Origin of the sequence: Streptomyces sp. NPDC001351 (assembly GCF_042896045.1) — a bacterium.
Taxonomy (GTDB): domain Bacteria; phylum Actinomycetota; class Actinomycetes; order Streptomycetales; family Streptomycetaceae; genus Streptomyces.
Map to the genome: position 1 here is coordinate 1 of NZ_JBIAWS010000030.1, position 24,490 is coordinate 24,490.

23 protein-coding genes and 2 pseudogenes are annotated in these 24,490 nt (G+C 68.7%); 13 read left to right on the forward strand and 12 right to left on the reverse strand.

All coding sequences use genetic code 11. The features are described 5' to 3' along the window. On the forward strand, nucleotides 1–338 hold a 338-nt coding region (locus tag ACFY1U_RS50215), incomplete at its 5' end, for a hypothetical protein (protein ID WP_390700805.1). Between the two features lie 481 nt (nucleotides 339–819). Here ACFY1U_RS50215 and ACFY1U_RS50220 read toward each other — a convergent pair. The 4 genes from ACFY1U_RS50220 to ACFY1U_RS50235 form a co-directional block, all read right to left on the reverse strand. Next, a complete protein-coding gene (locus ACFY1U_RS50220) occupies nucleotides 820–2,334 on the reverse strand; it encodes an MFS transporter (protein ID WP_390700806.1) in 1,515 nt (504 codons plus the stop codon). A 373-nt stretch (nucleotides 2,335–2,707) separates the two neighbouring features. Further along, nucleotides 2,708–3,370 carry an NAD(P)-dependent oxidoreductase gene (locus ACFY1U_RS50225; RefSeq protein WP_390700807.1) on the reverse strand — a complete coding sequence of 221 codons (663 nt, stop codon included), beginning with the start codon at nucleotides 3,368–3,370 and terminating at the stop codon, nucleotides 2,708–2,710. Nucleotides 3,371–3,432: 62 nt separating this feature from the next. Beyond that, nucleotides 3,433–5,643: an MMPL family transporter gene (locus ACFY1U_RS50230; protein ID WP_390700808.1), complete on the reverse strand. Its 2,211-nt coding sequence runs from the start codon at nucleotides 5,641–5,643 to the stop codon at nucleotides 3,433–3,435. A gap of 470 nt (nucleotides 5,644–6,113) precedes the next feature. Next, nucleotides 6,114–6,869 carry an SDR family NAD(P)-dependent oxidoreductase gene (locus ACFY1U_RS50235; protein WP_390700809.1) on the reverse strand — a complete coding sequence of 252 codons (756 nt, stop codon included), beginning with the start codon at nucleotides 6,867–6,869 and terminating at the stop codon, nucleotides 6,114–6,116. Nucleotides 6,870–6,983: 114 nt separating this feature from the next. On the opposite strand from ACFY1U_RS50235, the gene ACFY1U_RS50240 reads away from it, so the two are divergent. Continuing rightward, complete coding sequence (locus ACFY1U_RS50240) at nucleotides 6,984–7,463, forward strand: MarR family winged helix-turn-helix transcriptional regulator (protein WP_390700810.1); 480 nt, start codon at nucleotides 6,984–6,986, stop codon at nucleotides 7,461–7,463. 50 nt (nucleotides 7,464–7,513) lie between these two features. Here ACFY1U_RS50240 and ACFY1U_RS50245 read toward each other — a convergent pair whose 3' ends face one another. Further along, nucleotides 7,514–7,723, reverse strand: coding sequence for a tautomerase family protein (locus ACFY1U_RS50245; RefSeq protein WP_390700811.1), 210 nt, complete (start codon nucleotides 7,721–7,723; stop codon nucleotides 7,514–7,516). A gap of 43 nt (nucleotides 7,724–7,766) precedes the next feature. Between ACFY1U_RS50245 and ACFY1U_RS50250 the strand changes: the two are divergent. Beyond that, nucleotides 7,767–7,904: pseudogene (locus tag ACFY1U_RS50250) on the forward strand (transcriptional regulator); the annotation flags it as partial. 226 nt (nucleotides 7,905–8,130) lie between these two features. On the opposite strand, the gene ACFY1U_RS50255 reads toward ACFY1U_RS50250, so the two are convergent. Further along, nucleotides 8,131–8,868 carry an SDR family NAD(P)-dependent oxidoreductase gene (locus ACFY1U_RS50255; RefSeq protein ID WP_390700835.1) on the reverse strand — a complete coding sequence of 246 codons (738 nt, stop codon included), beginning with the start codon at nucleotides 8,866–8,868 and terminating at the stop codon, nucleotides 8,131–8,133. A 93-nt stretch (nucleotides 8,869–8,961) separates the two neighbouring features. Here ACFY1U_RS50255 and ACFY1U_RS50260 point away from each other — a divergent pair, with 93 nt between their 5' ends. Next, nucleotides 8,962–9,801: a LysR family transcriptional regulator gene (locus ACFY1U_RS50260; RefSeq protein WP_390700812.1), complete on the forward strand. Its 840-nt coding sequence runs from the start codon at nucleotides 8,962–8,964 to the stop codon at nucleotides 9,799–9,801. On the opposite strand, the pseudogene ACFY1U_RS50265 reads toward ACFY1U_RS50260, so the two are convergent. Continuing rightward, nucleotides 9,764–9,927: pseudogene (locus ACFY1U_RS50265) on the reverse strand (Tn3 family transposase); the annotation flags it as partial. The gene ACFY1U_RS50260 and the pseudogene ACFY1U_RS50265 overlap by 38 nt on opposite strands. Further along, complete coding sequence (locus ACFY1U_RS50270; RefSeq protein WP_390700813.1) at nucleotides 9,924–10,589, reverse strand: TetR/AcrR family transcriptional regulator; 666 nt, start codon at nucleotides 10,587–10,589, stop codon at nucleotides 9,924–9,926. The pseudogene ACFY1U_RS50265 and the gene ACFY1U_RS50270, both read right to left, overlap by 4 nt. Nucleotides 10,590–10,945: 356 nt before the next feature. Here ACFY1U_RS50270 and ACFY1U_RS50275 point away from each other — a divergent pair, with 356 nt between their 5' ends. After that, nucleotides 10,946–12,022: a lipocalin family protein gene (locus ACFY1U_RS50275; RefSeq protein ID WP_390700814.1), complete on the forward strand. Its 1,077-nt coding sequence runs from the start codon at nucleotides 10,946–10,948 to the stop codon at nucleotides 12,020–12,022. A 212-nt stretch (nucleotides 12,023–12,234) separates the two neighbouring features. Here the strand turns inward: ACFY1U_RS50275 and ACFY1U_RS50280 are convergent, their stop codons facing one another. After that, nucleotides 12,235–13,032 (reverse strand): IclR family transcriptional regulator, encoded by a 798-nt coding sequence (locus tag ACFY1U_RS50280; RefSeq protein ID WP_390700815.1) that lies wholly within the window; start codon nucleotides 13,030–13,032, stop codon nucleotides 12,235–12,237. Between the two features lie 187 nt (nucleotides 13,033–13,219). On the opposite strand from ACFY1U_RS50280, the gene ACFY1U_RS50285 reads away from it, so the two are divergent. The 6 genes from ACFY1U_RS50285 (at nucleotide 13,220) to hmgA (ending at nucleotide 20,082) form a co-directional block, all read left to right on the forward strand. After that, on the forward strand, nucleotides 13,220–14,239 hold the full coding sequence (locus tag ACFY1U_RS50285; RefSeq protein ID WP_390700816.1) for a fumarylacetoacetate hydrolase family protein: 1,020 nt from the start codon (nucleotides 13,220–13,222) through the stop codon (nucleotides 14,237–14,239). Beyond that, the gene (locus tag ACFY1U_RS50290) at nucleotides 14,236–15,870 is read left to right on the forward strand and encodes a bifunctional 3-(3-hydroxy-phenyl)propionate/3-hydroxycinnamic acid hydroxylase (RefSeq protein WP_390700817.1); all 1,635 of its coding nucleotides are present in this window, start codon (nucleotides 14,236–14,238) and stop codon (nucleotides 15,868–15,870) included. Before ACFY1U_RS50285 ends, ACFY1U_RS50290 begins: the two co-directional genes overlap by 4 nt. A gap of 234 nt (nucleotides 15,871–16,104) precedes the next feature. Next, nucleotides 16,105–16,818, forward strand: a complete 714-nt coding sequence (locus ACFY1U_RS50295; RefSeq protein ID WP_390700818.1) for a CoA transferase subunit A — start codon at nucleotides 16,105–16,107, stop codon at nucleotides 16,816–16,818. Between the two features lie 51 nt (nucleotides 16,819–16,869). Continuing rightward, nucleotides 16,870–17,523, forward strand: coding sequence for a CoA transferase subunit B (locus ACFY1U_RS50300; protein WP_390700819.1), 654 nt, complete (start codon nucleotides 16,870–16,872; stop codon nucleotides 17,521–17,523). Beyond that, complete coding sequence (locus ACFY1U_RS50305; protein WP_390700820.1) at nucleotides 17,520–18,707, forward strand: acetyl-CoA acetyltransferase; 1,188 nt, start codon at nucleotides 17,520–17,522, stop codon at nucleotides 18,705–18,707. Before ACFY1U_RS50300 ends, ACFY1U_RS50305 begins: the two co-directional genes overlap by 4 nt. Nucleotides 18,708–18,744: 37 nt before the next feature. After that, on the forward strand, nucleotides 18,745–20,082 hold the full coding sequence (gene hmgA, locus ACFY1U_RS50310) for a homogentisate 1,2-dioxygenase (protein WP_390700821.1): 1,338 nt from the start codon (nucleotides 18,745–18,747) through the stop codon (nucleotides 20,080–20,082). A 69-nt stretch (nucleotides 20,083–20,151) separates the two neighbouring features. Here hmgA and ACFY1U_RS50315 read toward each other — a convergent pair whose 3' ends face one another. Genes ACFY1U_RS50315 through hpaH form a run of 3 tightly spaced genes read right to left on the reverse strand, consistent with a single transcriptional unit; the run spans nucleotide 20,152 to nucleotide 22,411 of the window. Further along, nucleotides 20,152–20,859: a dimethylmenaquinone methyltransferase gene (locus tag ACFY1U_RS50315; protein ID WP_390700822.1), complete on the reverse strand. Its 708-nt coding sequence runs from the start codon at nucleotides 20,857–20,859 to the stop codon at nucleotides 20,152–20,154. Next, complete coding sequence (locus ACFY1U_RS50320) at nucleotides 20,856–21,641, reverse strand: HpcH/HpaI aldolase/citrate lyase family protein (RefSeq protein ID WP_390700823.1); 786 nt, start codon at nucleotides 21,639–21,641, stop codon at nucleotides 20,856–20,858. The genes ACFY1U_RS50315 and ACFY1U_RS50320 overlap by 4 nt, the downstream gene beginning before the upstream one ends. Continuing rightward, a complete protein-coding gene (hpaH, locus tag ACFY1U_RS50325) occupies nucleotides 21,626–22,411 on the reverse strand; it encodes a 2-oxo-hept-4-ene-1,7-dioate hydratase (RefSeq protein WP_390700824.1) in 786 nt (261 codons plus the stop codon). Before hpaH ends, ACFY1U_RS50320 begins: the two co-directional genes overlap by 16 nt. A gap of 125 nt (nucleotides 22,412–22,536) precedes the next feature. Between hpaH and ACFY1U_RS50330 the strand changes: the two genes are divergently transcribed. Together ACFY1U_RS50330 and ACFY1U_RS50335 are read left to right on the forward strand one after the other, a co-directional pair. Then, the gene (locus ACFY1U_RS50330; RefSeq protein ID WP_390700825.1) at nucleotides 22,537–23,307 is read left to right on the forward strand and encodes a fumarylacetoacetate hydrolase family protein; all 771 of its coding nucleotides are present in this window, start codon (nucleotides 22,537–22,539) and stop codon (nucleotides 23,305–23,307) included. A 59-nt stretch (nucleotides 23,308–23,366) separates the two neighbouring features. Next, on the forward strand, nucleotides 23,367–24,485 hold the full coding sequence (locus tag ACFY1U_RS50335) for a DUF3500 domain-containing protein (RefSeq protein WP_390700826.1): 1,119 nt from the start codon (nucleotides 23,367–23,369) through the stop codon (nucleotides 24,483–24,485). Nucleotides 24,486–24,490: the final 5 nt, after the last annotated feature.

Here is a 24,490-nt window from a genome sequence, read left to right on the forward strand (position 1 = left end):
CAGCAGACTCACGGCCGACGCCCCGTCACCGCATCAAAAATGGTGCACTTTCATCCGTACGAGGTGGCGCACGTTCGCTTGTACGCCGACACCTGCGCCTCTTCGACGCCCTCACCGCAGCCGAGGTGATCAGCGAGCTCCACCTGATCGCCCGCCAGGACCACGAGTTCGACACGACACCGCGCTACACGCAGAGCAGCGCCCGACTCGTCGTCGACTTCCTGCGCGCGCAGGTCATCGAACCCGACCAGGTCGCGAAGGAAGTACTGGAGGGCAACCCCCTCGCCTCGATGCCCCCACCGGGGGGCACGGTCGGCGGGACAACCAACCATGCCTGACACATCGCTCGCGCCCTGTCCCTCAGCTGGTCCAGCGGCGCGATGAGCCCCGCCTGGACGCCACCGTCGAGCAGCGCCGGCAGATCATCGTCGCGTTCTCCGCGGCGCTCCGCGGCGGTCGCCTCTCCCCGTCGCATGGGCGCCTCGCCGCCGGTCGGGTCGCTTCGCCTGCCCTGCCGCGGTGGCCGACAACGACTACCTGACCAGGATCCACGACCGACTGCAGAACGACATCACCCGCGTCCTGGCGCGCATCCTCACCGAGTCCGACACCTCGATGGGCCGGTCGCTCGATCGGCACGGAGGTGGTCGAGTTCGTCGAACGCCGCCACGGTGGCGCCGCCGCGCATAACCGCGACTGCATCGGCGACTTGCACGCCCGCGTCCTGAGGCACGCCCGCGTCCTGAGACGGCCGACGGACCGTGTCGCAACCGGCTCGGCTGTGGCGGTCAGATGACCGCCACAGCCGAGCCGGTTGCCTTACACGGCCAGCGCGGTTTCCTCGACGGGTGCCATCGCCTGCTTCTCGGCCACGCCTCCGTCGCGGGGGCGAAGGAAGAGCACACCGATGAGCAGGGTCACGAAGGCGACACCGGCGACGGCCAGCAAGGCGGTCGAGATACCGGAGTCGCCGTAGATGAGCACACCGGGCGCCGGGGACTTCGCGGTGGGCGTCATGATGGCGAACACCGTGGTGGTCATGACGGCGCCGATGAGGCCCGAGCTGAGACCGCCGGCCGACGACATCGCCCCCTGCTCCGACGCCGACGTGCCCGCGATCACCAGGTTCGGGCTGGAGGCAATCGCCGAACCGCACCCGAGACCCGCGATCACACACGCGACGAGCATCTTCCCGAGCGTGTCGTGCGCGGACATCAGCACCAGATAGCCGACGGTGATCAGACCCAGGCCCAGATACATCAGCAGCCGGGGGCCGACCCGCCGGACGAGCACGCCGACGGCGACGCCGGCCACCACGCTGGCGAGGGTGAACGGCATGGTCACCAGGGCGTAGTGGGTCGCCGAGAAGCCCAGGCCGTAGGTTCCGCCCAACTTCCGCGGCGTCATGGCCAGCAACGCCAGCAGCGTCGTCAGCACCAGCGCGAGGCTGTTGCCCATTCCCCCGCCCAGCACGCCGAACAGGACGGTCCGGCGGGACAGAACCCTCAGGTTCAGCACCGGTTCCTGGGTCCGCAGCGAGACGAGCGCATAGACCGCGAGCACGACCGCGCCGCCGATCAGAAGGCCGATAACCCGGGCCGAGCCCCATCCCCAGTCCGCGCCCTTGCTCACCGGCAGAAGGATCAATGTGACGCCGCCGGCCAGCAGCAGCACACCGAGCACATCCATGCGCGCGGGGCGGCGCACGCTCGTCTCCGGGGTGGTCAGCACCAGGACCGCGCCCATCACGACCAGCCATGCGAGGTTGAAGACGTATATCGAACGGAATCCGAAGTTGTCGATCAGCGCGCCGATCAGGAACGGAGCACCGACCAGCAGCAGCCCCATGCCCGTCACCGACACGCTCGCCGCGAAGGGAACGAGCTGCTTCGGATAGACGTCCCGGATCAGCGAGTAGCACAGGAACAGCAGGGCGGTGAGCGCCCCGAGCAGAACATGGCCGACGATCATCACCCAGTACGCGGGAGCGGCAGCCGCGAGGATCTCGCCGAGGCCGGCCACGACCAGCGAAATCAGGATCATCCGGCGCTTGCCGTGCAGGTCGGCCAGCTTGCCGAACAGTGGGGAGGAAGCGGCTCCGGCCAGCGAGGAGACCGTGACCAGCCAGCCACCCTGGGTGGTGTTGAAGTGGCCGATGATCTGCGGAAGCGCGGTGTTGGTGGCTATGTTGGCGAACGCCGCCGACTCGACGAGGCAGACCAGGGAGATCAGGGACAGGACAAGCCGCGGAGTCCAGCCGGCACTGCGGATGGAGCCCGCAGCGGCGGGGACGGGAGTGGACGAGCTCAAGGGGTCCTCCGAACGCGTCGTCATTGAAACGTCGTGAGTTCCTTGAAATATCAACCTGGGTTTCCGGGATGTCAACTAGTCCGGTTGTTCTCTTGCTATGCAGGTTTTGACATCTCAGAATGTGCCTGCTGTCGTGCGAACCCTTGCGCGAACGTGAGGCGACGCGGTTGGGCCCGGTGACCGGCGGCTTTCTCCATCGCGACCAGAACCTCCCGGCCTTCTCCGGCCGCTTCGGCTTCGATGGCACTCGATGCAGGGCACGTTCCCGGCCAGCAGGCTGTGCCGGCGAATGGTGGTGATGTGGCAGTCGGCTCCGGATCACGTACCCACACCCATGACGGTGAGCGGAGGACATTTTTGTCCTCCGCTCACCGTGGAGATGATGGGCGCAGGGTGGTCAGGCCCCCGCGTTCCAGACGAGCGGCGCCTTGTGGATCCACGTGCCCTGCTCGACGGTGTCCAGCAGGAAGCCGGCGAGGTCGCCGCGGTTGATCCGCGTGCCCGGTTTCTCGGTTCCGGCCTCGGCGGCCCGCACCGGGGTGACGACGGGCTTGTCCCCGAGCAGGACCGCCCGGACGAGGGTCCAGTCGGTGTCGGAGGCGCGCACCACCTCGTCCACGCCGTCGTGGTCGTCGAAGGTGACCTTGAGGTTGGAGAGCTTGATGAGGGCCTTGAAGACCGGGTTCATCGAAGCCCGGCCGTCTCCGGTGTTCTGCGTGGAGGTGAGGACGATCCGGCGGATGTTCTGCTCGCCCATCACGGTCAGGGTGTTGCGGATGGCGTCCGTCATGAACATGGGCGGACTGACGGGCTTGGCCCAGGGGTTGTCGGAGGCGCGGGAGTTGTTGAGTGCGCTGATCACCGCCTCGCTGCCCTGGACGGCCTTGCGGATGTCGTCGATGTTCGAGGGCGTGCCCTGGATCAGCTGGACGCCGGCCGGGGCCTGGACGGTGGCGGGGTTGCGCACGAGCGCGCGGACGCGGTGGCCGCGTGCGGCGGCCTGAGTGAGTACATGGATTCCGGTGCGGCCGGTGCCGCCGAGAACGAGCAGATTGGTCATGGAAGTCACCTACAGGTTGATGAACCCGAGTGCCTTGTCCGCCTCGCGGTGCGGAACGGCCTTCAGGGGCGGGTGGACGGCTCGGGTTCCGGGGCCGGGCTGCCCGCCGACGGGGCCTCGAGGGGCTCGTCGGGCGGGTCGACGGAGAGGTGGGGCATCCTGCGGTCGAGCCAGGCCGGGATCCACCAGTTGGCCTTGCCGAACAGATGCATGGACGCCGGGACCAGGATGGTGCGCAGGATGAACGCGTCCAAGGCGACCGCGGCGGCCAGTCCGATGCCGAACTCGGCGATGGTGCGCTGGCCGCCGAAGACGAAGGCGATGAAGACGCAGACCATGATGGCCGCGGCAGCGGTGATGACCCGCGCGGTCTCCACCTGGCCGACGCGCACCGCTCGGGCGTTGTCCTGGGTGTGCACCCATTCCTCGTGCATCCGGCTGACCAGGAACACCTGGTAGTCCATGGACAGGCCGAACAGGATGGAGATCATCATCACGGGGAGGAAGGCCTCCACCGGCCCTGCCTTGCCGAGCCCCAGGGAGTCCGAGCCCCAGCCCCACTGGAACACGGCGACCAGGACGCCGAACGAGGCGCCGGCGGCGAGCAGGTTCATCACCGCCGCGGTGGCCGGGATCAGCAGACTGCGGAAGGCGAGCAGGAGCAGCAGCCCGCCGAGGACCACGATCACCGCGATGAACAGCGGCAGTTTGCCGGTGAGCACGGTCGCGAAGTCGTTGAATATCGCGGTCGTTCCGCCGACGTAGACCTTGAGGGTGGTGCCCTTCTCGGCCGCGGGGATCACCTTGTCACGCAGGTGATCGATCAGGTCGGAGGTCTGCTTGGCCTGGGGGGAGGTGGTGGGGATGACCTGGACGATGCCCACCGTGGAGCCCTGCCGGATGGGCGGCGCGGCGACGCTCGCGACCCCTTCCACGTTCTCCAGCTGGGCCGACAGTTTCGTCAGGGCGGCCTTGTCCGCGGCCGAGGGGGCCTCGGCGACCAGTTGCAGCGGCCCGTTGAAGCCCGGGCCGAATCCGTCGGCCAGCAGGTCGTAGGCCTTGCGCGTGGTGGTGGACGCCGGGTTGTTGCCCGCGTCGGACGACCCCAGGCGCAGGGAGAACACCGGAATGGTGAGGGCGACCATGACCACCAGGGCGACCAGGGACAGCACGCGCGGGCGCCGCTGCACCAGCGCGGCCCAGCGGACCCAGGGGCCGGAGGTGACGTTCTCGGGCAGTGGCTCGCCCTCGGCCAGCCGGCGCCGTGCCCGCCGGCCGAGGACCCGGGTGCCGAGCAGTCCCAGCATGGCCGGAAGCAGGGTGACCGAGGCGAGCACGGTCAGCGCCACCGTCAGCGCCGAGGCGATGGCGACTCCGTTGAGGAATTTGGTCTGGAGAACGAACATGCCGAGCAGGGCGATGCAGACGGTGCCACCGGCGAACAGTACGGCACGTCCCGAGGTGTTCACGGCCCTGACCAGGGACTCCTGGACGTCGAGCCCGGACTGCAGGCCCTTGCGGTGCCGGGTGACGATGAACAGGGCGTAGTCGATGCCCACACCGAGGCCGATGAGGGCGGACAGCGTCGGGGCGATCTCACCGATGGTCGTCGCATGACTGAGCAGGCCGGTGGCGAGGATGGCGGTGCCGACCCCGGCGACCGCGGTCAGGATCGGCAACAGCATGGCGAACAGCGAGCCGAAGGCGAGGAAAAGCACCACGGCGGCTGCCACCACGCCGACGAGTTCACTGGTGGCCGGCGGTGTCTGCTCGGTGCTCTCGATCGCCTGGCCGCCCAGTTCGACCTCCAGACCGTCGGTCCTGGCCGCCTCGGCGGTGTCGATCACCCGCTGGATGTCCGACTTGTCGAGGTCCTGCTGGACCTTGGCGAAGTTCACCTGGGCGTAGGCGGTGCGCCCGTCCTTGCTGATCTGGGCCGCACCCTGTGGGTCGTAGGGGCTGGTGACGTCGCTGACCTCGGGCAGCTTGGCGATCTTGTCCAGGGTGCCGGTCATCTGCGCCTTGGTCGCGCTGTCGCGGACGGACCCGGCCTCGACATGCCAGACCACGGTGTCCGAGTCACCGGCCCGGGCCGGGAAGGAGGACTTCAGCAGGTTCAGGGCCCGGGTGGACTCGGTGTTCGGCAGCGAGAAGCTGTTGTTGTAGGCGCTCCCGGCGCCCTGCGAGGCGGCGGCGAGCCCGACCAGCAGGCCGAGCCAGACCAGGACGACGACGAGCCGGTGCCGGTAGCACCAGCGTGCGAGAGTGGACAATTCGGGCTCCACGTTCATGGGGGGGGCAGTTCGGCGGGTGCCGAAAGACGGAACAGACCGGCTCGCCGCCGGCTGGGACGCTCCTGCTCCGCGCGGGGATGGTGAGGCTCACGCCAGGAGCCGGGCCGGTCATCGCGCACGGGCGATGACGAGGTCAGTGAGTGGCGCTCGTCGGCGGATCGGCGAGGCACCGGGGCTGTTCCGCGGTCGGGAGGTCTTCATCGCCTCGGCGGCTTCGCGCATGTGGTGCGGTTCGGAGCCGCCTGGTGGGACGACGACGGTGTGGCCCTGCCGGCGTGCCGTCGGACCCCTCTGACCAGGGTGACGCCCTGGGCCTGGTGAGCCATGGCCGCGGTGTCGGTGCGGGCCGGGCCGGGGACGTCATGCGCCCCATGCCCGCGAGACGGCGGGCGACGGCACCGCCGGCGAGCCCGGTGGCGCCGATCAGGAAGTTCTCCACGACGGTTTCCTCACACCGGCAGCCGACTGGTCTCGCCGCCGTCGGCGAAGACGATCGCGCCGTTGATGTAGCTGCTCGCGGGGTCGGCGAGGAAGGCGACGATCTCGGCGATCTCGCTCGGCTCGCCCGCCCGCCCTCGGGCGCCGGCCTGGTCGAGTACGGCGATCTGGTCCCCGAGCGCGGCGGAGAGGCCTTCGGTCCTCACCGGACCGGGTGAGACGGTGTTGACGCGTACCCCGCTGTCACCGAACTCGGTGGCCCAGTACCGGGTGAGGATCTCGACGCCGGCCTTGGAGACCCCGTAGGCCGCGCCGATCGGCGCGGGAGTCCTGACGGAGCTCGACCCGATCGTGATGATCGAGCCGTACCCCCGGTCGGCCATGGCCGGGGCAAGGGCGCCGACCAGGAGGAACGGGGCCCGGGTGTTGACCGCGATGTGGTGGTCGAAGGCGGCGGCGTCGGTCTGCGCGGTCGGTGTGAAGGCGGTGAAGACACCCGCGTTGTTCACGAGGATGTCGATGTCGCCCGCCTCCGCGGCCAACCGCAGGGTGTCCTCGGCGTCGGCCAGGTCCGCGGCGACGAACCGGGCGGATCCGCCCGCCTGCTCGATGTTCTTGGCCAGGTCCTCGCCGCGGGTGCTGTCCCTTCCGTGCAGGACGACCTGCGCGCCCTCCTCCGCCAGTCGCCGGGCCACTGCACGACCGATGCCCGCGGTGGCCCCGGTCACCAGGGCGGTACTGCCCTGCAGCGGGGTAGTGCCACTCATCGCGTTCTCACTCCCGATCCGCGCAGGTTGAGCTGATGGGCAGAAACTATGCACGACAGATGTTCTGCTGACAAGACTATCTGGAATGCTGTGAACGTGCGGTAAATTGGCCGGGTGAGCGCATCCCCTTCCCCTGCCGACGGAGCCGGAGTCGAGTCGGAACTGGGGTGGGCACTTCGTTTGGTCTCCTCGACCTTCGGCCGCATGGCCAGGAGTTGCGTGGAGGACCTGCCGGGCGGACCGCGCGGCTACCTCGTCCTGGTCGCCCTGGCCTCCGGCGAGCCCCCGTCGCAGCTCGCCCTCGCGCAGCAGGTGAACCTCGACCGCACCGTCATGACCTATCTGCTCGACGATCTCGAGGCCCATCAGCTGATCACGCGCAAGCCCGACCCCCGCGACCGACGGGCACGCCAAGTCCTGATCACCGAAGAGGGACGCGCCCAGCTCGCACGCGCCCAGCACAGCCTCTCGCTCGCCGAGACCCGCCTGCTCGCCGACCTCGACGAGGACGACACCCGCCAACTCCGCCTTCTCCTCATGCGGGTGGCCCGGACGGCGGCACGCGAGGCACTCGGCCCCGACACCGGCTGCTGAGCGGCCCCGGGGGCCCGGCGCTGCGCCAGGCCCCCCGCAGGTGGTCGGCGTCAGGCGTCGCCGTTGAGCATGGCGGCGGTCAGGACGTTGCCTGCAACGCCCCAGCCGCCGTCGACGACCTCGTCGACGAGCACGACGGTGGTGGGACGAGCCCGCTCACCGTAGATCTCCGCGTACAGATCGGTGGTGCGCTCGACGATCTTCTTCTTGTCTTCGGCGGTGAGGGTGCCTGCGGGGACCTTGAAGTTGGCGAGAGGCATGGGTATTTGCTCCTTTGAGTGGGTTTCTTCCATGGGATCGGAAAACTGCCTCAATCTGTTCAGCGAGGACGGCGGGCAGCGCCTGCTGTGGTTCACTCCCGCAGCCGGTACGGACAGTTCCGGCCTGCTCGACCTTCTCGCGGTCATCGGCACTCAAGAAATCACCGAACCGACACCCTGACGAACGGCTTGCGCGCCACCGGCCTTCGTCAACCGGGAGACAGTTCCGCGTTGTTGCCGACACCTCGGGCAGGCGTCTTGGCCTGCCGCGCCCCGCTCGGGTCCGGGTCGAGTGAGGGCGGGCACGATTCGGCAGCTGTACGGCCAGCCGTCGGGCAGCTGACCGTACTCCGCTTCCGCGCAGGCAGTTGCTCAGGCAGACGGCGGCAGACTGGCGGCACGGTTCCTCACCACGGCACGACGCCGTTGTCGTCGAACAGTTGGCCCGTGGGGCCGTCGTCGGGCAGCGCCGCCAAACGGATGGCGATCGCCGCACCCTGCTCAGGGGTCTGAGTACCGCTGAACCCATTGAGGTCGGTAGCCACGTAGCCGGGGCAGGCGTTGTTGATCAAAATGTTGGTGCCGCTCAGCTCCTTGGCGTACTGGATGGTGACGGCGTTGAGGCAGGTCTTCGTCGGCGCATAAGCCCCGCTGACCCCTCCGAGGTCGACACCGGGCGTGGTCTGCAAGGCCAGAGAGCCGACGTGGCTGGACTGGTTGACGATCCGCGGGTGCGCCGAGCGGCGCAGCAGAGGCAGCATCGTGTTGGTGACCCGGATGACGCCGATGACGTTGGTCTCCATCAGCCGTCGCACAGTGTCCAGGTCGATGGTCGACGGCTCCTCCGGCCAGCCGCCGGCGATGCCGGCGTTGTTGACCAGCACATCAAGGCGTCCCGCTCGCTCCTCGAGCAGCTGCGCTGCGGCAGTCACGCTCTCGTCGTCGGTCACGTCCAAGGGCACGCCGAACGCGTCGACACCTGCCGCGCGAAGTTTCGCCACGGCCTCCGCCCTGCGCTGCTCGTGTCGAGCGCCGACACCGACGCTCCAGCCCAGTGCGCCCAGCCCGGCCGCGATCTCGTACCCGATTCCCTTGTCCGCGCCGGTGACCAGCGCGATTGTCTTCTCGTTCACGACAGCGAGCATGGCCGGACTTCGACCGAGCACCAACACCACGTCGGTCATGCAGCAATACCCTGGCGACATCGATCGACCGCCCACCGAAGCTACTGTGCGGGCATGGACATACGCGAGCTGCGGTACTTCGTCGCCGTCGCCGAGGAACTGCACTTCGGCAAGGCCGCCGAGCGTCTGGAGATGGCCCAGCCACCCCTGTCCCGTGCGATCGCCCGGCTGGAAGGACAGCTCGGGGTCGTGCTGCTGGAGCGCACCAGCCGCAAGGTCACGCTCACCGAGGCCGGGGCCGTGCTGTTGTCCGAGGGGCGCGCGATCCTCAGCGCGGTGGCTGCCGCTGAGCGGCGCACCCAGGACGCTGCGCGGCGGCGTCCCCGCTTGGTCCTTGCCGTCAAAACCGGCACCGCCGACTTGTTGTTGGCCAAACTGCTCGATGCCTACAGCGCGGAGCCCGGCGCAGCGACCGTCGACCTGTTGCTCTGTGAGGCGCATGAGCAACAGAAGCTGCTGCAGGACGGGCAGGCCGACGTGGCTCTGCTGCATCTGCCATTCGACTCGGCGGTCGGACTCGACACCGAGACCCTGCACACCGAGGGACAGGTGGCGATCCGGCCCGCCTCTCACCCACTTGCCGGCCGCCGCGAGATCCGGGTGGCCGAGGTCACCGCCTTGCCGGAACTCCCGATGGCTCGCTGGCCCGGTCCTGGCGGCAGCTATCCGGAGGGACCAGGGGCAGAAGTGCGGAACCTGACACAGCTCTTCCAGCTCATCGCGCTCGGCCGCACCACCGTGATCATCCCCGAGTCAGCCGGCACCGACCTGCGCCGGGACCTCGCCGCCGTGCCGGTCTCTGACGCCCCGCCGGTGACAACAGTGATCGCTTGGCCGCCGCACAGCCGACTTCGCGCAGTCGCCGACCTGGTCCGCGTGGCATCACGTCTTTGACTGGCCGGCCGGGAGCATCGGACTTGGCGATCCGCCCGTACTCCATGAACGCCTGGCCCAGCGGGGTCGGGCGGCCCTCGCGGCCGAACATCCGCAGCCGTCGTAAGCCCGGACCTGGCCGGTCACGGGCGCTGTGCGTCACCCGGGACCAGTAGGCCGTCCACCACCAGTCCGGCCAGGGCCTCCGCCTTGGCGAGACGGTCCGCCAGCGTCAGGTGCTCGTCGCGGCTCATGCGCCGGGCGAGCGGCTCCTGCACCAGTCCTGACACCGGAGTGATGATGGCGAAGAACACCACGTCCATCGGGATCTGTGCCATGCGCCCGGATGCCATCAGCCTCTCGATACTGGGCGCGACGAGGGCCAGCGTCGGCTCGATGTAGCGCTGGTAGAGGTAGTCCAGCCGCTCGGTGTCCCGTGCGGATTCATCCGCCATCAACATGGCGAGGTGCGGTTCGCCGATCGTGGTGCGGTAGAACTCCCTGACGAACTGCCGCACCACGTCCTCGTCGTCGCTCCCGGGGGGAGCAGGCGCCATGCGGGTGAGCTGAGCCCCGAGTGCGGCGTCCACCACCGCACGCCAGTAGGCCGCCTTGGAACCGTAGCGGTCGTTGATGAAGGTGGGGCCGACCCCGAGACGGCGCGCGAACTCCCGCGCCGACGCCCGGTCGTACCCCAGCTCCGCGAACGCCTCCAGGCCCCGCAGCAGCACGTCTGGCTCCCCGGGCACCGCGGCGGAATCCGCGCTGGGACGGCCCGGGCGTCGCGTGGTGGTCGGCTTGCCTCCCACGTGTCCTCCTCAGTCGGCTGTGCGGGCGTGTGCCCGTCAGTCGGCCCAGCGTAGCCGCCCCGATCCGCGCATCCGAGCATCGTCCCAGGCCAGCACCTGTCCCGGAGCTGATGCAGCGGTCCCTGCCCGGGGCACCGGTTTGACACGGGCCCCACAACAGGTAATCCTACAGGTGTTGGATATTTCTTCGGGTGGCCGGCGCGGCGCCCCGAGGACAGGCGCCGCCCACCATCGGGTGGGCGTTCATCGGCATTGCAGGTTTCCTTCCACCCACAACCGCATCCATCGAGAGTACGAAACCGTTTCGTACATCAATCTCGTGCAAACCGTGCAGGACATCCGTACAAGGAGCCATCATGCGCAAGACCACCATCGGCGGGGCCGCCGTCGCCTCCGCCCTGATCGCCTCGTTCGCCCTCGCCTCGGGAGGAACGGCCACCGCGAGCACCGACGCCGACCCGGCCGCGGCGCACGGCACCGCCTCCGGACAGGGGCTGAGGCAGACCGGTCTGCCGGTCGCCGTCGACCCCGCCGCCGGCCTCACCGCCAACCCCGACCAGGTCAACGAGTCCTGGTATGTGACCGCGCACGTGACCGCGGGAGGTCACCGGTACGGATTCCTGGCCCACTATCTGAGCGCTGGTGACGCCAAGCAGGGCCGCGCCGCCTCAGCTGTGTCGATCACCGACGAGGACACCGGCTGGTACACCAGGTCGGAGGCCACCCTCCCGCCCCGGGCGGGCCTGTCCGACAAGCAGGGCGTGGACATCCACACCGACAACATCACCTGGACCGGCGACACCAAAGAACAGAAGCTGCACGCCAAGGTCCCCGAGGGAACCATCGACGTCACCTTCCGCCCCCAGGGCAACGTCCTCTACAACATGGGCACCGGCTACTTCCCCATGTTCGGCGACGCGAAGTACCCGAACTACGAGTACGCGCTCCCCACCATGGACACCTCCGGCACGCTGACCCTCAAGGGCCACACCGAGAAGGTCCGCGGGGAGTCCTGGCTGGACCGCCAGTGGGGCCCCCTTCCCAACGTCGCCGAGGGCGAGGCCTCATGGGGCTGGATGAACCTCAACCTGTCCAACGGCGACAAGATCAGCCTCTGGAAGACGAAGGACAGCAAGGAGAACACCTGGGCGACTGTCTTGAAGCCCGACGGCACGCAGACCGTCGCCGAGGCGACCCTCACGCCTGACGAGTCCACCCTCTGGACCAGCCCGACCACCGGCAAGAGCTACCCCACGCGCTGGAAGGTCACCATCCCGGGCGAGCACGCCAAGCTGAACGTCAAGACCTACGCCGACGACCAGGAACTGGTGATCACCGGGCCCCGCTACGAAGGCGGCGCCGCCATCACCGGCACCTACGACCACCGCCCGGTCACCGGCACCACCTACATCGAGGTCGCCCCCTCGAAGTAGCCGCGACCTCCTTCTGACCGCACGAGCCGCATCGTCGGTGTTCTCGGCGTCGCCCCATAGGGGCGACGCCGAGCCGACGTCTGCAACAGCCCAGTTCCGGGAGCGTCGGCAACAGAAGTCCGCAGCGTCCGGTGTCCCTGGTGGCCCGCCGCCTCACCGGCGAGGCCACCGGTGATCTGCTTTCCACGCGTGGGGGACGTGGTCCGACGAGGTCACCATCCCCTGCTTCGCGTCACTCGTGCTCCGTGCGCGAAGAGTCGCGTCTGGATGTGGCCGACCGCGCGTCCCACGGCGTCGGCCACCTCCCGTACCCGGGCCGTCGGCATGCGACTGAGCGGTGCCGCGACGCCGACGCTGCCGACCGGTTGCCCGAACAGGTCGAGGATCGGCACGCCCACCCCGGCGACACCGGCCGTGATCTGGTTCTCGATGTAGGCGAAGCCCTGGCGTCGGGTCCGGGCGATGAGGTCGTCGAGAGTCTGCTCGGTGATCCCCCAGTCCTGCTCGACCGGCTCCACGACGTCGCGCAGCACGTCGTCGCGTTCCGGCTGCTCGATGGCCGCGAGGATGGCGAGACCGGCGGCGCCCACACCGAGCGGACGGCGGCTGCCGATGCGCAGGGTGACGACCTGAATCGGCGCCGGGCCGCTTTCGACTTCCAGACAGACCGCTTCCGACCCGCTGCGCATCATGAGGAAGACGGTGTCGCCCAGTTCGGTCGCGAGCGTGATCAGGGCGGGGCGGCTCCGGCCGCGGATGTCGAACTGCTGGGCGGCGGCGACGCCGAGCTCGAAGGCGAGCGGTCCGAGGGAGTACATGCCGTCGGGTGCGTCCTGGTGCACCAGATGAGCTTCGCGGAGCTGGCTCAGGACTCGATGGGCGGACGAGTGGGGCAGGCCGCATCGCTCGGCGATCTGGGTCAGCGCGAGACCACCGGGCCCGGCGCTCGCGAGAGCCTTCAGTACGACGACTCCACGCTTGAGCGAGCCCACGGCTCCTGTCTGCGGCATGGTCCGGATAGTGGATCGCTTCGCCATCCGAAGTCAAGAGCAGTCATGCCACAGGGCAGTGACCGCGCGAAAGAGGGGCAGAAGTGCCTTTCGATGTCTTTCCGATAAGCGGAAACCGCTCCTGACAGCCGCGCGACCCGTCTCTTCAATGGGACGCGAAGCCGACCGACTGGGGAAGGACCGCACAGTGAAGCTGGGCAGTTTGGTTGAAGGAGGCCGTGACGGCACTCTCGTCGTCCTCGATCGCACACTGACCCGTGCCGTACCGGCGACCGGGATCGCGTCGACGCTCCAGGCCGCGCTCGAGAACTGGGCCGAGGTGGAGGAGCCGCTGCGGAAGCTGAGCGAGGCCCTCGACGGGGACGGCGTCACCGACGCCCTGCGCGTCGCCGACCTCGAGATGGCAAGCCCGCTCCCCAGGAGCCACCAGTTCCTCGACGGCTCCGGCTACCTCGACCACATGCGCAAGGCACGTGCCGCCCGCGGGGCGGAAATGCCGCCGAACTGGGAGACGGAGCCCCTGATGTACCAGGGCCTGTCCGACCGTTTCCTCAAGGCCCGGGACGAGATGGTGATCCCCGACGAGGATCTCGGTCTCGACTACGAGGCCGAGATCGCGGTCGTACTCGACGACGTCCCGATGGGCACCACCGTCGAGGAGGCGGCGGCCCACATCAAGCTGTTCGTCCTGCTCAACGACTACACGCTGCGGACCCTGACGCAGAGCGAGCTCCCCAAGGGCTTCGGCTTCCTCCAGGCGAAGCCGACCAGCGGGTTCGCCCTCGCGGCGGTGACCCCCGACGAGCTCGCCGAGCGGTGGGACGGTGAGCGGATCCACCTGCGGGTGCGGACCAGCCGCAACGGATCGATCGTCGGCGAACCCGACTCGGGCACCGGCATGTACTTCACCTACCCGCAGTTCATCGCCCACGCCGCTCGCACGCGCGACCTCGCCGCCGGCACCATCCTCGGCGCGGGCGCGGTCTCCAACGAGGGCGCCGAGAGCGGACACGGATGCCTCGCCGAGGTGCGCATCTGGGAGACCGCGACCTACGGCGACGTACGCACGCCTTGGCTCCTTCATGGCGACGTACTCGAAATGGAGGCCTTCTCCGACGGAGATTCGGTCTTCGGCCCGCTCGAACACCGCATCACGGCGCTGAACAAGCTGAACAAGACGGGCGAGCCCGCGGGCGACCAGCGATGAAGCGGTACGACGCGGTGATCGCGGGCATGGGCCCGACCGGGGTCACTCTCGCCAACCTCCTCGCGCGCAGAGGGTGGAGGGTCCTCATCGCGGACCCCGCACACGAGGTCTACCCACTGCCCCGGGCGATCACCGCCGATCACGAGGTGATGAGAACCTTCCAGGCCATCGGCATCGCCGATGAGGTCGCCCAGGAGTGCATCCCGCATCCGGGATCGGACTACCTCGGTGTCGACGGCGGGCTCATCAAGACGTTCTACCCGGCTCCGCCTCCCAACCCGCTGGGCTGGGAAGCCAACTTCCTCTTCTACCAGCCGCGGCTCGAAGCCCGGTTGAGGCGGGAGCTGGAGCGCTACCCGAACGTCGAACAACGACCGGGGACCTCGCTCGTCGACGCGGCCGAGAACACGGACTCCGTCGTGGTCGTCCTGGAGCGCGACGGAGCGACGGAGCGCGTCGAGGCGGAGTTCCTGATCGGGTGCGACGGCGCGAGGAGCCGCACGCGCTCACTCGTCGAGCCCACGATCACCGATCTCGACTTCGACGAGTGGTGGGTGATCGTCGACACCAACCTCGTCGCCGACACCGACCTTCCCTCCAGGGCCACCCAGTACTGTCAGCCGTCCCGGCCGGGCACCTTCATCATCGGACCCGGCTCGCTCCGGCGCTGGGAGATCAAGCTGCTCCCGTCGGAATACCCCCAGGACTTCAAAGACCACGCCGTGGTGAGAAGGGTCCTGTCCCATTTCGTCGATGTCGACGCTCTGGAGATCGCACGGGTCGCCGTCTACCGGTTCCATGCCCTGGTCGTCGACAACTGGCGGCGCGGACGCATCCTGCTCGCCGGCGACGCGGCCCATCAGATGCCGCCCTTCCTCGGGCAGGGAATGTGCGCCGGAATCCGGGACGCGGCCGGACTCGCCTGGAAACTCGACGCCGTCGCCAAGCGCGGCTGGCCGGAACACGTGCTGGACACCTACGAGGCCGAGATGCGGGTGCATGTGCGCGAAGTCGTCGCGCTCGCCAAGGAGTTCGGAAAGATCATCGGCGAGCTCGACCCGGACCGCGCGAGGGCTCGGGACGCCCGGCTCCGCGAGGCACGCCGGCTGCGTCCGGACCCCACACGGCAGCAGGTCATCCCGCCGCTGTCGGCGGGGCTGATCGCGTCGCCGCCGAACGTGGCGGCGGGCACCCAGTTCCCTCAGCCGTGGGTGCGGGACGCGAGCGGTGACCGGGTCCGCCTCGACGAGGTACTGGGCGACTGGTTCGCCGTCGTGCGCATCGAGAACGCCGACGAACCCGCGGCCGACGCCGAAGACGAGTCCAGGCAGTTCTTCGAGAGCGTGTGCCGAGCACTCGGTGCCCGACACGTGGCCGTCAGGAGACCGACCGATCACGAGAACGGCCGTACGACGACCAGGGCGGCGGACACGGCGGACGCGGAGGTCGTCGACCTCGACGGCACTCTCGTGGGCTGGGCCTCCCGGCTCGGCATCTCATGGGCGGTCGTCCGGCCGGACCGTTACGTCTACGGCACGGCCGACTCTCAAGGCGCGGTCCTCGGGCTCATGGAGGAGCTATGCCTGCGGGGAGAGGTGCTCGCGTCCGAGCCGGTCGTCGATCGGCACTGAGCGCTCCGCTGGAAGAGCGGTGACAAATCCGCGGGCCGGCGGGGGCTGGTCGCTCCCCCACTCTCGGCTTCGCTCGAGCGGGGACCCCCATCGCGGCGGAGCCGCATATCGATACAGCCCCGCGCCCCTTACGGGGGCGGTACCGCTGAGACGTCTCCCCCTTCGCCCAAGCCGATCCGCAACTCCCCCGTCCCCTCCCGCCCTGCCGACGAACCGGCCGTGAAAGGAACCGACATGGCTGTCATCAACCCCACCGCCACCGAGGCGCTGCACGAACTGCTGTCCGACGGGATGACCCTGGCCGTAGGCGGGTTCGGCCTGAGCGGCATCCCCGACGACCTGATCGCGGCGGTCCGCGCGTCCGGCGTCCGGGATCTCACCGTCATCTCCAACAACATGGGCGTGGACGGGATCGGCCTCGGTGTCCTCATCGAGGGCGGTCAGGTCCGCAAGGTCATCGCCTCCTACGTGGGTGAGAACAAGCTGTTCGCGCAGCAGTACCTCGACGGAGTGCTCGAGGTGGAGTTCAACCCGCAGGGCACCCTGGCCGAACGGCTCCGCGCGGGCGGCGCCGGGATCCCCGCCTTCTACACCCGCACCGGGGTGGGCACCGAGGTCGCGGCGGGCAAGAAGACCGAGGTCTTCGACGGAGTCGAGTACGTCCTCGAACGCGGCCTGGTCGCCGACCTCGCGCTGGTGCGCGCCCACCGCGCGGACACCGCCGGCAACCTCGTCTACCGCTACACCGCCCGCAACTTCAACCCGGTCGTGGCGACGGCCGGCCGGGTCACCGTGGCCGAGGTCGACGAGATCGTCGACGAAGGCGCCATCCATCCCGACCACGTGGTCACGCCGAGCATCTACGTGCAGCGCGTCGTACGGACGTCGAGCCGGGTCAAGCACATCGAGCAGCGCACCACGCGGCAGCGGACCGAGACATCCGCGTGAGCGTCTGCCCCGCAGGTACGAAGAGCCGCGTTATGGAGAAGAGGAGCAGTCATGACATGGTCGCGTGACGAGATGGCCGCCATCGCCGCCTCCGAACTGAGAGACGGCGCCTACGTCAACCTCGGCATCGGCATCCCCACCCTGGTCGCCAACCATCTCCCCGAGGGCGTGAAGGTCACCCTCCAGAGCGAGAACGGCCTTCTGGGCATGGGCCCGTTCCCGTATGAGGGGGACGAGGACGCCGACTTGATCAACGCGGGCAAGCAGACCGTCACCGTGCTGCCCGGCGGCAGCATCTTCGACTCGGCGGCCTCCTTCGCGATGATCCGCGGCGGGCACGTCGACCTCACGATCCTCGGCGCCATGCAGGTGTCGGGCTCCGGAGACCTCGCCAACTGGAGCATCCCGGGATCCGTCGTCAAGGGCATGGGCGGGGCCATGGACCTCGTCGCGGGGGCGCGCCGCGTGATCGCCCTGACGACCCACATCGCCAAGGACGGCTCCCCCAAGATCGTCCGCAAGTGCACCCTCCCGCTGACCGGTGTCGGCGTCGTGGACCGTGTCATCACCGACCTCGCCGTCTTCGACGTCGTCGAGGGCGGTCTGCTGCTGGCCCGGACCGCGCCCGGGGTGACGGTCGACGAGCTCCGTGCCGTCACCGAGGCCGAGTTCACCGTCGGTTCCGCGTACGGGGCGGCGGCATGACTCTCGCCCAGACCTTCGGATCCGACATCGTCATCTCCGGTTGGGGGCACACGCGCTTCGGTTCATTGCGCGACCAGTCCCTCGAAGACCTCGTCACCGCCGTCGCCCGTGACGCGATCGTCTCGGCGGGAATCGACGCCGGGGACGTCGACGAGATCTGGTTCGGCCAGTTCAACTCGGGCCTGTGGCCACTGGCCTTCGCCTCGTCCCTCGCCCTCCAGATCTCCGACGACCTGTTCGGCGTACCCGCCACCCGGGTCGAGAACGCCTGTGCCTCCGGCTCGGCGGCCGTCCACGGCGGCGTCAGGTCCCTGCTCGCGGGCACCGCCCGGACCGTCCTGGTGATCGGCGCCGAGAAGATGTCCCACGCCCCGGCGGAGCAGGTCGGCGCCGCCCTGCTCGGGGCCGACTACGAGCTCGCCGGCCAGGAGTCCCGCACCGGTTTCGCCGGGCTGTTCGCCAGGGTCGCCGAGGCCTATCAGGAGCGTTACGGCGACCTGGGCGACGTACTCGGGCAGATCGCGGCGAAGAACCACGGCAATGGGCTGGCCAATCCGTGGGCTCACCTCCACAAGGAGCTCACCCCCGAGTTCTGCGCGACGACCTCGCCCAAGAACCCTGTCGTCGCCGGTCCGTTGCGGCGCACCGACTGCTCCCCGGTCTCCGACGGCGCGGCGGCGCTCGTCCTCACGACCAGGCCGAGCGGCGGCGCGGCCCAGAGCCCGGTCCGGCTGATCGGCTTCGGCCAGGCGAACGACTTCCTGCCCGTCGGCAAACGCGACCCGGTCGAGTTCGCCGGCAGCGCCGCCGCCTGGAACCGCGCGAAAGGCATGGCCGGCGTGGAACTCGGTGACCTCGACCTGATCGAGCTGCACGACTGCTTCACGATCGCCGAGCTGGTGATGTACGAGGTGCTCGGCATCGCGCCTCGGGGGAAGGGGCGCGTCGCGCTCGACGAGGGCACCGTCTTCCGGGGCGGCAGCCTGCCGGTGAACCTCTCGGGCGGGTTGAAGAGCAAGGGCCACCCGGTCGGCGCCACCGGGGTCTCCCAGCACGTGATGGCCGCGATGCAACTGTCCGGCACCGCCGGTGACATGCAGCTGCCGGGAGCCCGTCGCGCCGCCGTGCACAACATGGGCGGGCTCGCGGTGGCCAACTACGTCAGCGTCCTGGAGGCGACCTGAGCCCGTCCCAGGTCCCCAACACCCAACGGAGTTACTCATGACCACAGTTGACAGGTCACTCACCGACATCACCGGACCGGCTTCCGCGCGCGACCTCGCGTATCTCTCGGGTTTCGGCAACCAGCACGTCACCGAAGCCGTCCCGGGGGCCCTGCCGCAGGGCCGCAACAGCCCGCAGAAGGCACCGCTGGGGCTCTACTCCGAGCAGCTGAGCGGCACTTCGTTCACCGCGCCGCGCCAGGACAACCTGCGTACGTGGGTCTACCGCATCCGGCCGTCCGCGAAGCACTCCCCGTTCCGGCAGGTCGACGCCGGCAACCTGACCGCGAGCCCGATCGCGAACGCCGCCCCTGCCCCCAACCGCCTGCGGTGGGACCCTTACGAATTCCCCGCCGAGCCGAAGACGTTCGTCGAGTCGCTGTTCACCATCGGCGGCAACGGCGATGTGCGCGCGCAGACGGGTGTGGCCATCCACATGTACGCCGCGGCCAGGTCGATGGACCGCGAGTACTTCGTCAACAGCGACGGCGAGATGCTCATCGTCCCGCAGCAGGGCGGTCTGCGCGTCGCCACGGAGCTCGGCGTCCTCGCCGTCTCCCCCGGCGAGATCCTGGTCATCCCCCGCGGCCTCCGCTTCAAGGTGGAGCTGCCCGACGGTGTGGCCCGTGGATACACCATGGAGAACTACGGCCAGATCTTCAGGTTGCCCGAACTCGGCCCGATCGGTGCCAACGGCCTGGCCAACCACCGGGACTTCCTGTACCCGACAGCGGCCTACGAGGAACGGGACGAGGAGGTACAGGTCTTCAACAAGTACCTCGGCAACCTGTGGGTCTCCGACTACGACCACTCCCCCCTCGACGTCGTCGGCTGGCACGGCAGCCTCGCGCCCTACAAGTACGACCTGAGCAACTTCATGGTCATCGGCACGATCTCCTTCGACCACCCGGACCCGTCGATCTACACCGTGCTGACCTCACCCAGCGGAATCCCCGGAACGGCGAACGCCGACTTCGCGATCTTCCCGGACCGCTGGCTCGTCGCCGAGAACACCTTCCGTCCGCCGTGGTTCCACCGCAATGTCATGAGCGAGTTCGTGGGGCTGGTGCACGGCACCTACGACGCGAAGGCCGAGGGCTTCCTCCCCGGCGGCGCCAGCCTGCACAACTGCTTCGCCTCGCACGGTCCCGACCGTGAGACCTACGAGACCGCCAGCACGGCGGAGCTCAAGCCGCGCAAGATCGACAACGGTCTCACGTTCCTCTTCGAGACCCGACTCCCTGTCATCCCGACCGCCGCCGCCCTGGCGCTGCCGACGCTCCAGGACGACTACGACGCGGTCTGGGACGGCCTCCAGCGCCACTTCGAGGGCTGACCCCGCCGTACGACACATCTTCCGGCCCGCCATGGAGTGCGGGCCGGAAGCGTGTGTCCTACGGCATCGTCAGTGGCTTTCGCGCCACCTGTCGAAGTCCTCTTTCCAGCGCCCCGTTGGAGGGAACAGTCCCTCGACCGGATTCCCCTCCGCGATCCGCTCCGCCACCCAGGCGTCCTGCTTCTCCTGGTCGGCCGCGGCGGCGGCCACCTCTTCGACGAGGTGTGCCGGGATGACGACGACACCGTCGTCGTCTCCGACCACGATGTCCCCGGGCTGGACCGCCACTCCCCCGCACGTGATCGTCGTGTCCCTCTCCCAGGGGACATGGCGCCGGCCGAGGACCGCGGGGTGAACCGACTGGGTGAAGGTCGGAATGCCTACGGCAGCGACGGCGGCCGAGTCCCGAACGCCACCGTCGGTGACGATCCCGGCAGCGCCGAGCGCCTTCGCGCGCAGGGCGAGGACATCGCCGAACGTCCCCGTGGAGGGATCCTGGCGTGCCTCGATCACCAGCACGTCGTCGGCCTGGAGATCGTCGAAGGCCTGTTTCTGGGCGTTGTAACCGGATCCGTACTCAGTGGAGAGGTCGGGCCGGTAGGCGACGAAGCGGAGCGTTCGTGCAGGGCCGACGAGCTTGCTGCCCGGCAAGCGGGAGTGAACGCCGTCGATCGACATGTCCGGGTAGCCTCTCCGGCGCAGTTCCGCGCTGATGGTGGCGACGGCTGTGTGCAGCAACTTGTCCCGCACTTCGGCGTGCAACGCGGTGCCCTTCACGGCGTGCCTCCTCCCATGTAGGCGGACATCAACCGCTCACTGCCCCGCGCCAGCAGGTCGACGTCGGCGCCGACGAGGATGAAGTCGGCGCCCGCTTCGATATAGCGCTGGGCGAGGGCGGGGGCGAACGCGTTCACCCCGACCTTCCTTCCCGCACGCCTCGCAGCCGTGATGCAGGTGGTGACGGCGTGGATGACATCCGGGTGATCCTGTTGGCCCAACAACCCCATGGATGCCGCCAGATCGGACGGGCCGACGAAGACGCCGTCGATGCCGGGCGTGGTGGCGATCTCCGCGATGTTCTTCACCGCGGTGCCGGACTCGACCTGCACATACACCGAGAGCGTTTCCCGGGCCTGTCCCAGGTAGTCCGGCACCCGGTTCCAGCGCGACCCGCGGGCCAGCGCACTGCCGACGCCCCGGATCCCCTCCGGCGGATAGGTGACGGCTCGTGCCACTTCCCTGGCCTGCGCACTGTCGTCGATCATCGGAATCAGCAGGTTCTGGACGCCGAGGTCGAGATACTGCTTGATCGTGACCGGGTCGGCGCTGGGGGGCCGTACCACCGGGGTGATCGGGTAGGCGTGGGTGGCCTGCAACTGGCCCTGCAGCGTCATGAGGTCGCCTGGACTGTGCTCTGTGTCGATGAGCAGCCAGTCCAGGCCGCTGCCGGCACAGATCTCGGCGACCAGGGCACTGCCGCTGCACACCCACATCCCGATCAGTGTCCGGTCCGCCTCGGCCAGCACCGAAGCGAAGGGCGGGTCTAGACGAAGCGGCATGTGACCGCCCCCAGGTTTCCGTAGTCGGCGTGGATCGTGTCACCGCGCTCGACCCACAGGGGACGGGTGAAGGATCCCGAGAGGACGATGTGACCGGCGCTGAGTGTGGTGCCGTGATGGAACAGCTTGTTCGCCAGCCACGCGACTCCATTGGCAGGGTTGTTGAGCACCCCGGCGGCGAGACCGGTCTCCTCGATGGTCTGGTTGCGGTAGAGGAGCGCGCCGACACGCCGCAGGTCGATGTCGCCGACGGGCACGGGACGACCACCGATCACCATGGCTCCCATGGCCGCGTTGTCGCTGATCGTGTCGACAATGGTTCGTCCGGCGAGCTCGATGTGGGAGTTGAGGATCTCGAGCGCCGGTACGACGTACTGGGTTGCGGCAAGAACGTCGAAGACCGTGCAGCGCGGTCCTGTGAGGGGCCGACTCAGCACGAAGGCCAGCTCGACTTCGATGCGCACGTTGGAGAAGGCGTCGTGCGGGATGTCGGCACCGCTCTCCAGCACCATGTCGTCGAAGATGACGCCGTAGTCGGGCTCGGTGATGCCGGTGGCCTCCTGCATCGCCCGGGACGTCAGGCCGATCTTGTGTCCGACGACGGTGTGGCCTTCCTCTTCACGCCGCCGCGACCACAGCCCCTGCACGGCGTAGGCGTCCTCGATCGTCATTCCCGGGTTGCGGGCCGCCAGCAGTGGCACCACCTTGCGGTTGTGACCCGCTTTGGCCAACTCGTCGGCGATCTCCTCGATGCGTGCGTGTTCGAGCATGTACCCTCCCAGCCAATCGTGAGCTAAAATCATATACGATTACAGCTATGAAACCATGCATGATAGTGCGCGGAGCGGCTCCACCGGCCCACTCCCGGTGGCTGTGACGGCGAAAGGACGCTCTGGTGATCAACCCACTCCACGATCGACCTTCGAAGATGGTGGCCGTCCACCTCAACTACCGAAGTCGCGCCGATCAGCGCGGCAGGACGCCCGCGTTCCCGTCGTACTTCCTCAAGGCGCCTTCCACCCTGGCGCCCTCCGATTCCGTGCTCGGCGTACCCGCCGACTGTGAACTCCTCGCCTTCGAGGGAGAGATCGCCCTCGTCATCGGAGCCGAGGCGCACCGCGTCAGCCGGGAGACCGCGTGGCGACACGTCGGCGGGGTGACGGCGGCGAACGACTTCGGCCTGTACGACCTGCGCTATGCCGACCCCGGGTCGAACGTCCACTCCAAGGGCCTCGACGGCTGCACCCCGATCGGCCCGGCGGTCCTGGACGCGGCCCGGCTCGACCCTTCGAGCCTGCACCTCCGGACCTACGTGAACGGCCGGCTGGAGCAGGACGCGCGAGTCGCGGACGACATGATCTTCGACTTCGCCTATGTGATCGCGGATCTGTCACGGTTCATGACGCTCCAGCCGGGTGACGTGATCCTGACCGGCACACCAGCCGGCTCCTCCGTCGCACAGCCGGGGGACGTGGTCGAGGTCGAAGTGTCCGGCACACAAGTGAACGGACTTCGCACGTCGACCGGCCGCCTGCGCACGTCGATCGCCAAGGACGACTACCGCGTCGGACCGCTGCTGCCGGCTCCACAGGCCGACGCGGCCGCGAAGGAGGCGGCGTACGGGCACCCCGCCCCTCAGGCCACGGACGGCGCCCCGCGCGCGTAGCCGCCGCCCGACGGCCGGGTCGACAATGTCCCAACCCAGGAAGCTGAGGAACTGACCAGGTGAATGCGCCATACGAGGCCCCCGAGACCATCAAGCGGATGCTGTTCTCCACGTGGGCGCTCTTGAACTCACTGACGCCCGATCAGCGTGCCATCGCTTCGTACCCCATGTCCGATCCCCGGCGCCTCGACTGGGACTTCATCCCGAAGCCCGACCGCACAGGGATCGCGATGTCGGCGCTGCACGGGCACCAACGAACCCTGGCCCAGCACCTGTTGGCTTCGGGCCTGAGCACACGGGGCTACAGCCAGGCGCTGCAGATCATGGCCATGGAGAACATGCTGCGCGAGAAGGAGGTCCATGAGCGCGGCCTCGGCGTCATCGCGGGTGACTTCCGCGATCCCGACAACTACTCCTTCTCGTTCTTCGGCCGCCCCGGCTTCGAGGACACATGGGGCTGGAGAGTCCTCGGTCATCACCTCTCCCTGAGCTACACGATCATCGGCCAGCGCTACCTGACGGTCACACCGTGCAACATGGGTGCGCAGCCGGTTCCCTCGGGCGTCTTCCACCCGCTCAGGGACGACGAGGAACTCGCCTTCGAACTGCTGCACGGCATGTCGGACGTCCACCGCAAGGCGGCGGTGATCCACGACGTGGCGCCCGCCGACTACGTCACCCGGCAGGTGCCCCGCGTCGGCCGTGTCGAGCTGCCCGACCACGTCGACCTGGGCATTCCGAGCTACCGCATCTCGGACGCGGACCGGGAGGCGCTCAAGTTCGAGGCCGACCGGCCGCGCGGGGTGGCCGCGTGCGACCTGGACAGCCGGGGGGCCGCGTTGGTCAGGCACCTCATCCGGACCTACGTCGGCCGCGTCCCCGACGAACTGGCCGACACCTATCTGCGCACGCTCGACGGTACGAACGACGACAAGATCTTCTTCTGTTGGGCGGGCGGGACCGAGCACGGAACGTCGCACTACTACCGGATCCAGACCGATACGTTGCTCATCGAGTTCGACAACGCGATCGACAGCGGCAACCACATCCACTCGGTCTGGCGGGACTACCACAACGACCTGGGACACACGTTGCTGATCGACCATTACGAACAGCGGAAGGACAGCGATCACCATCTGTCCCGCCGGACTCGCTCCACCGTGCCCGCAGAGGAATGACATGC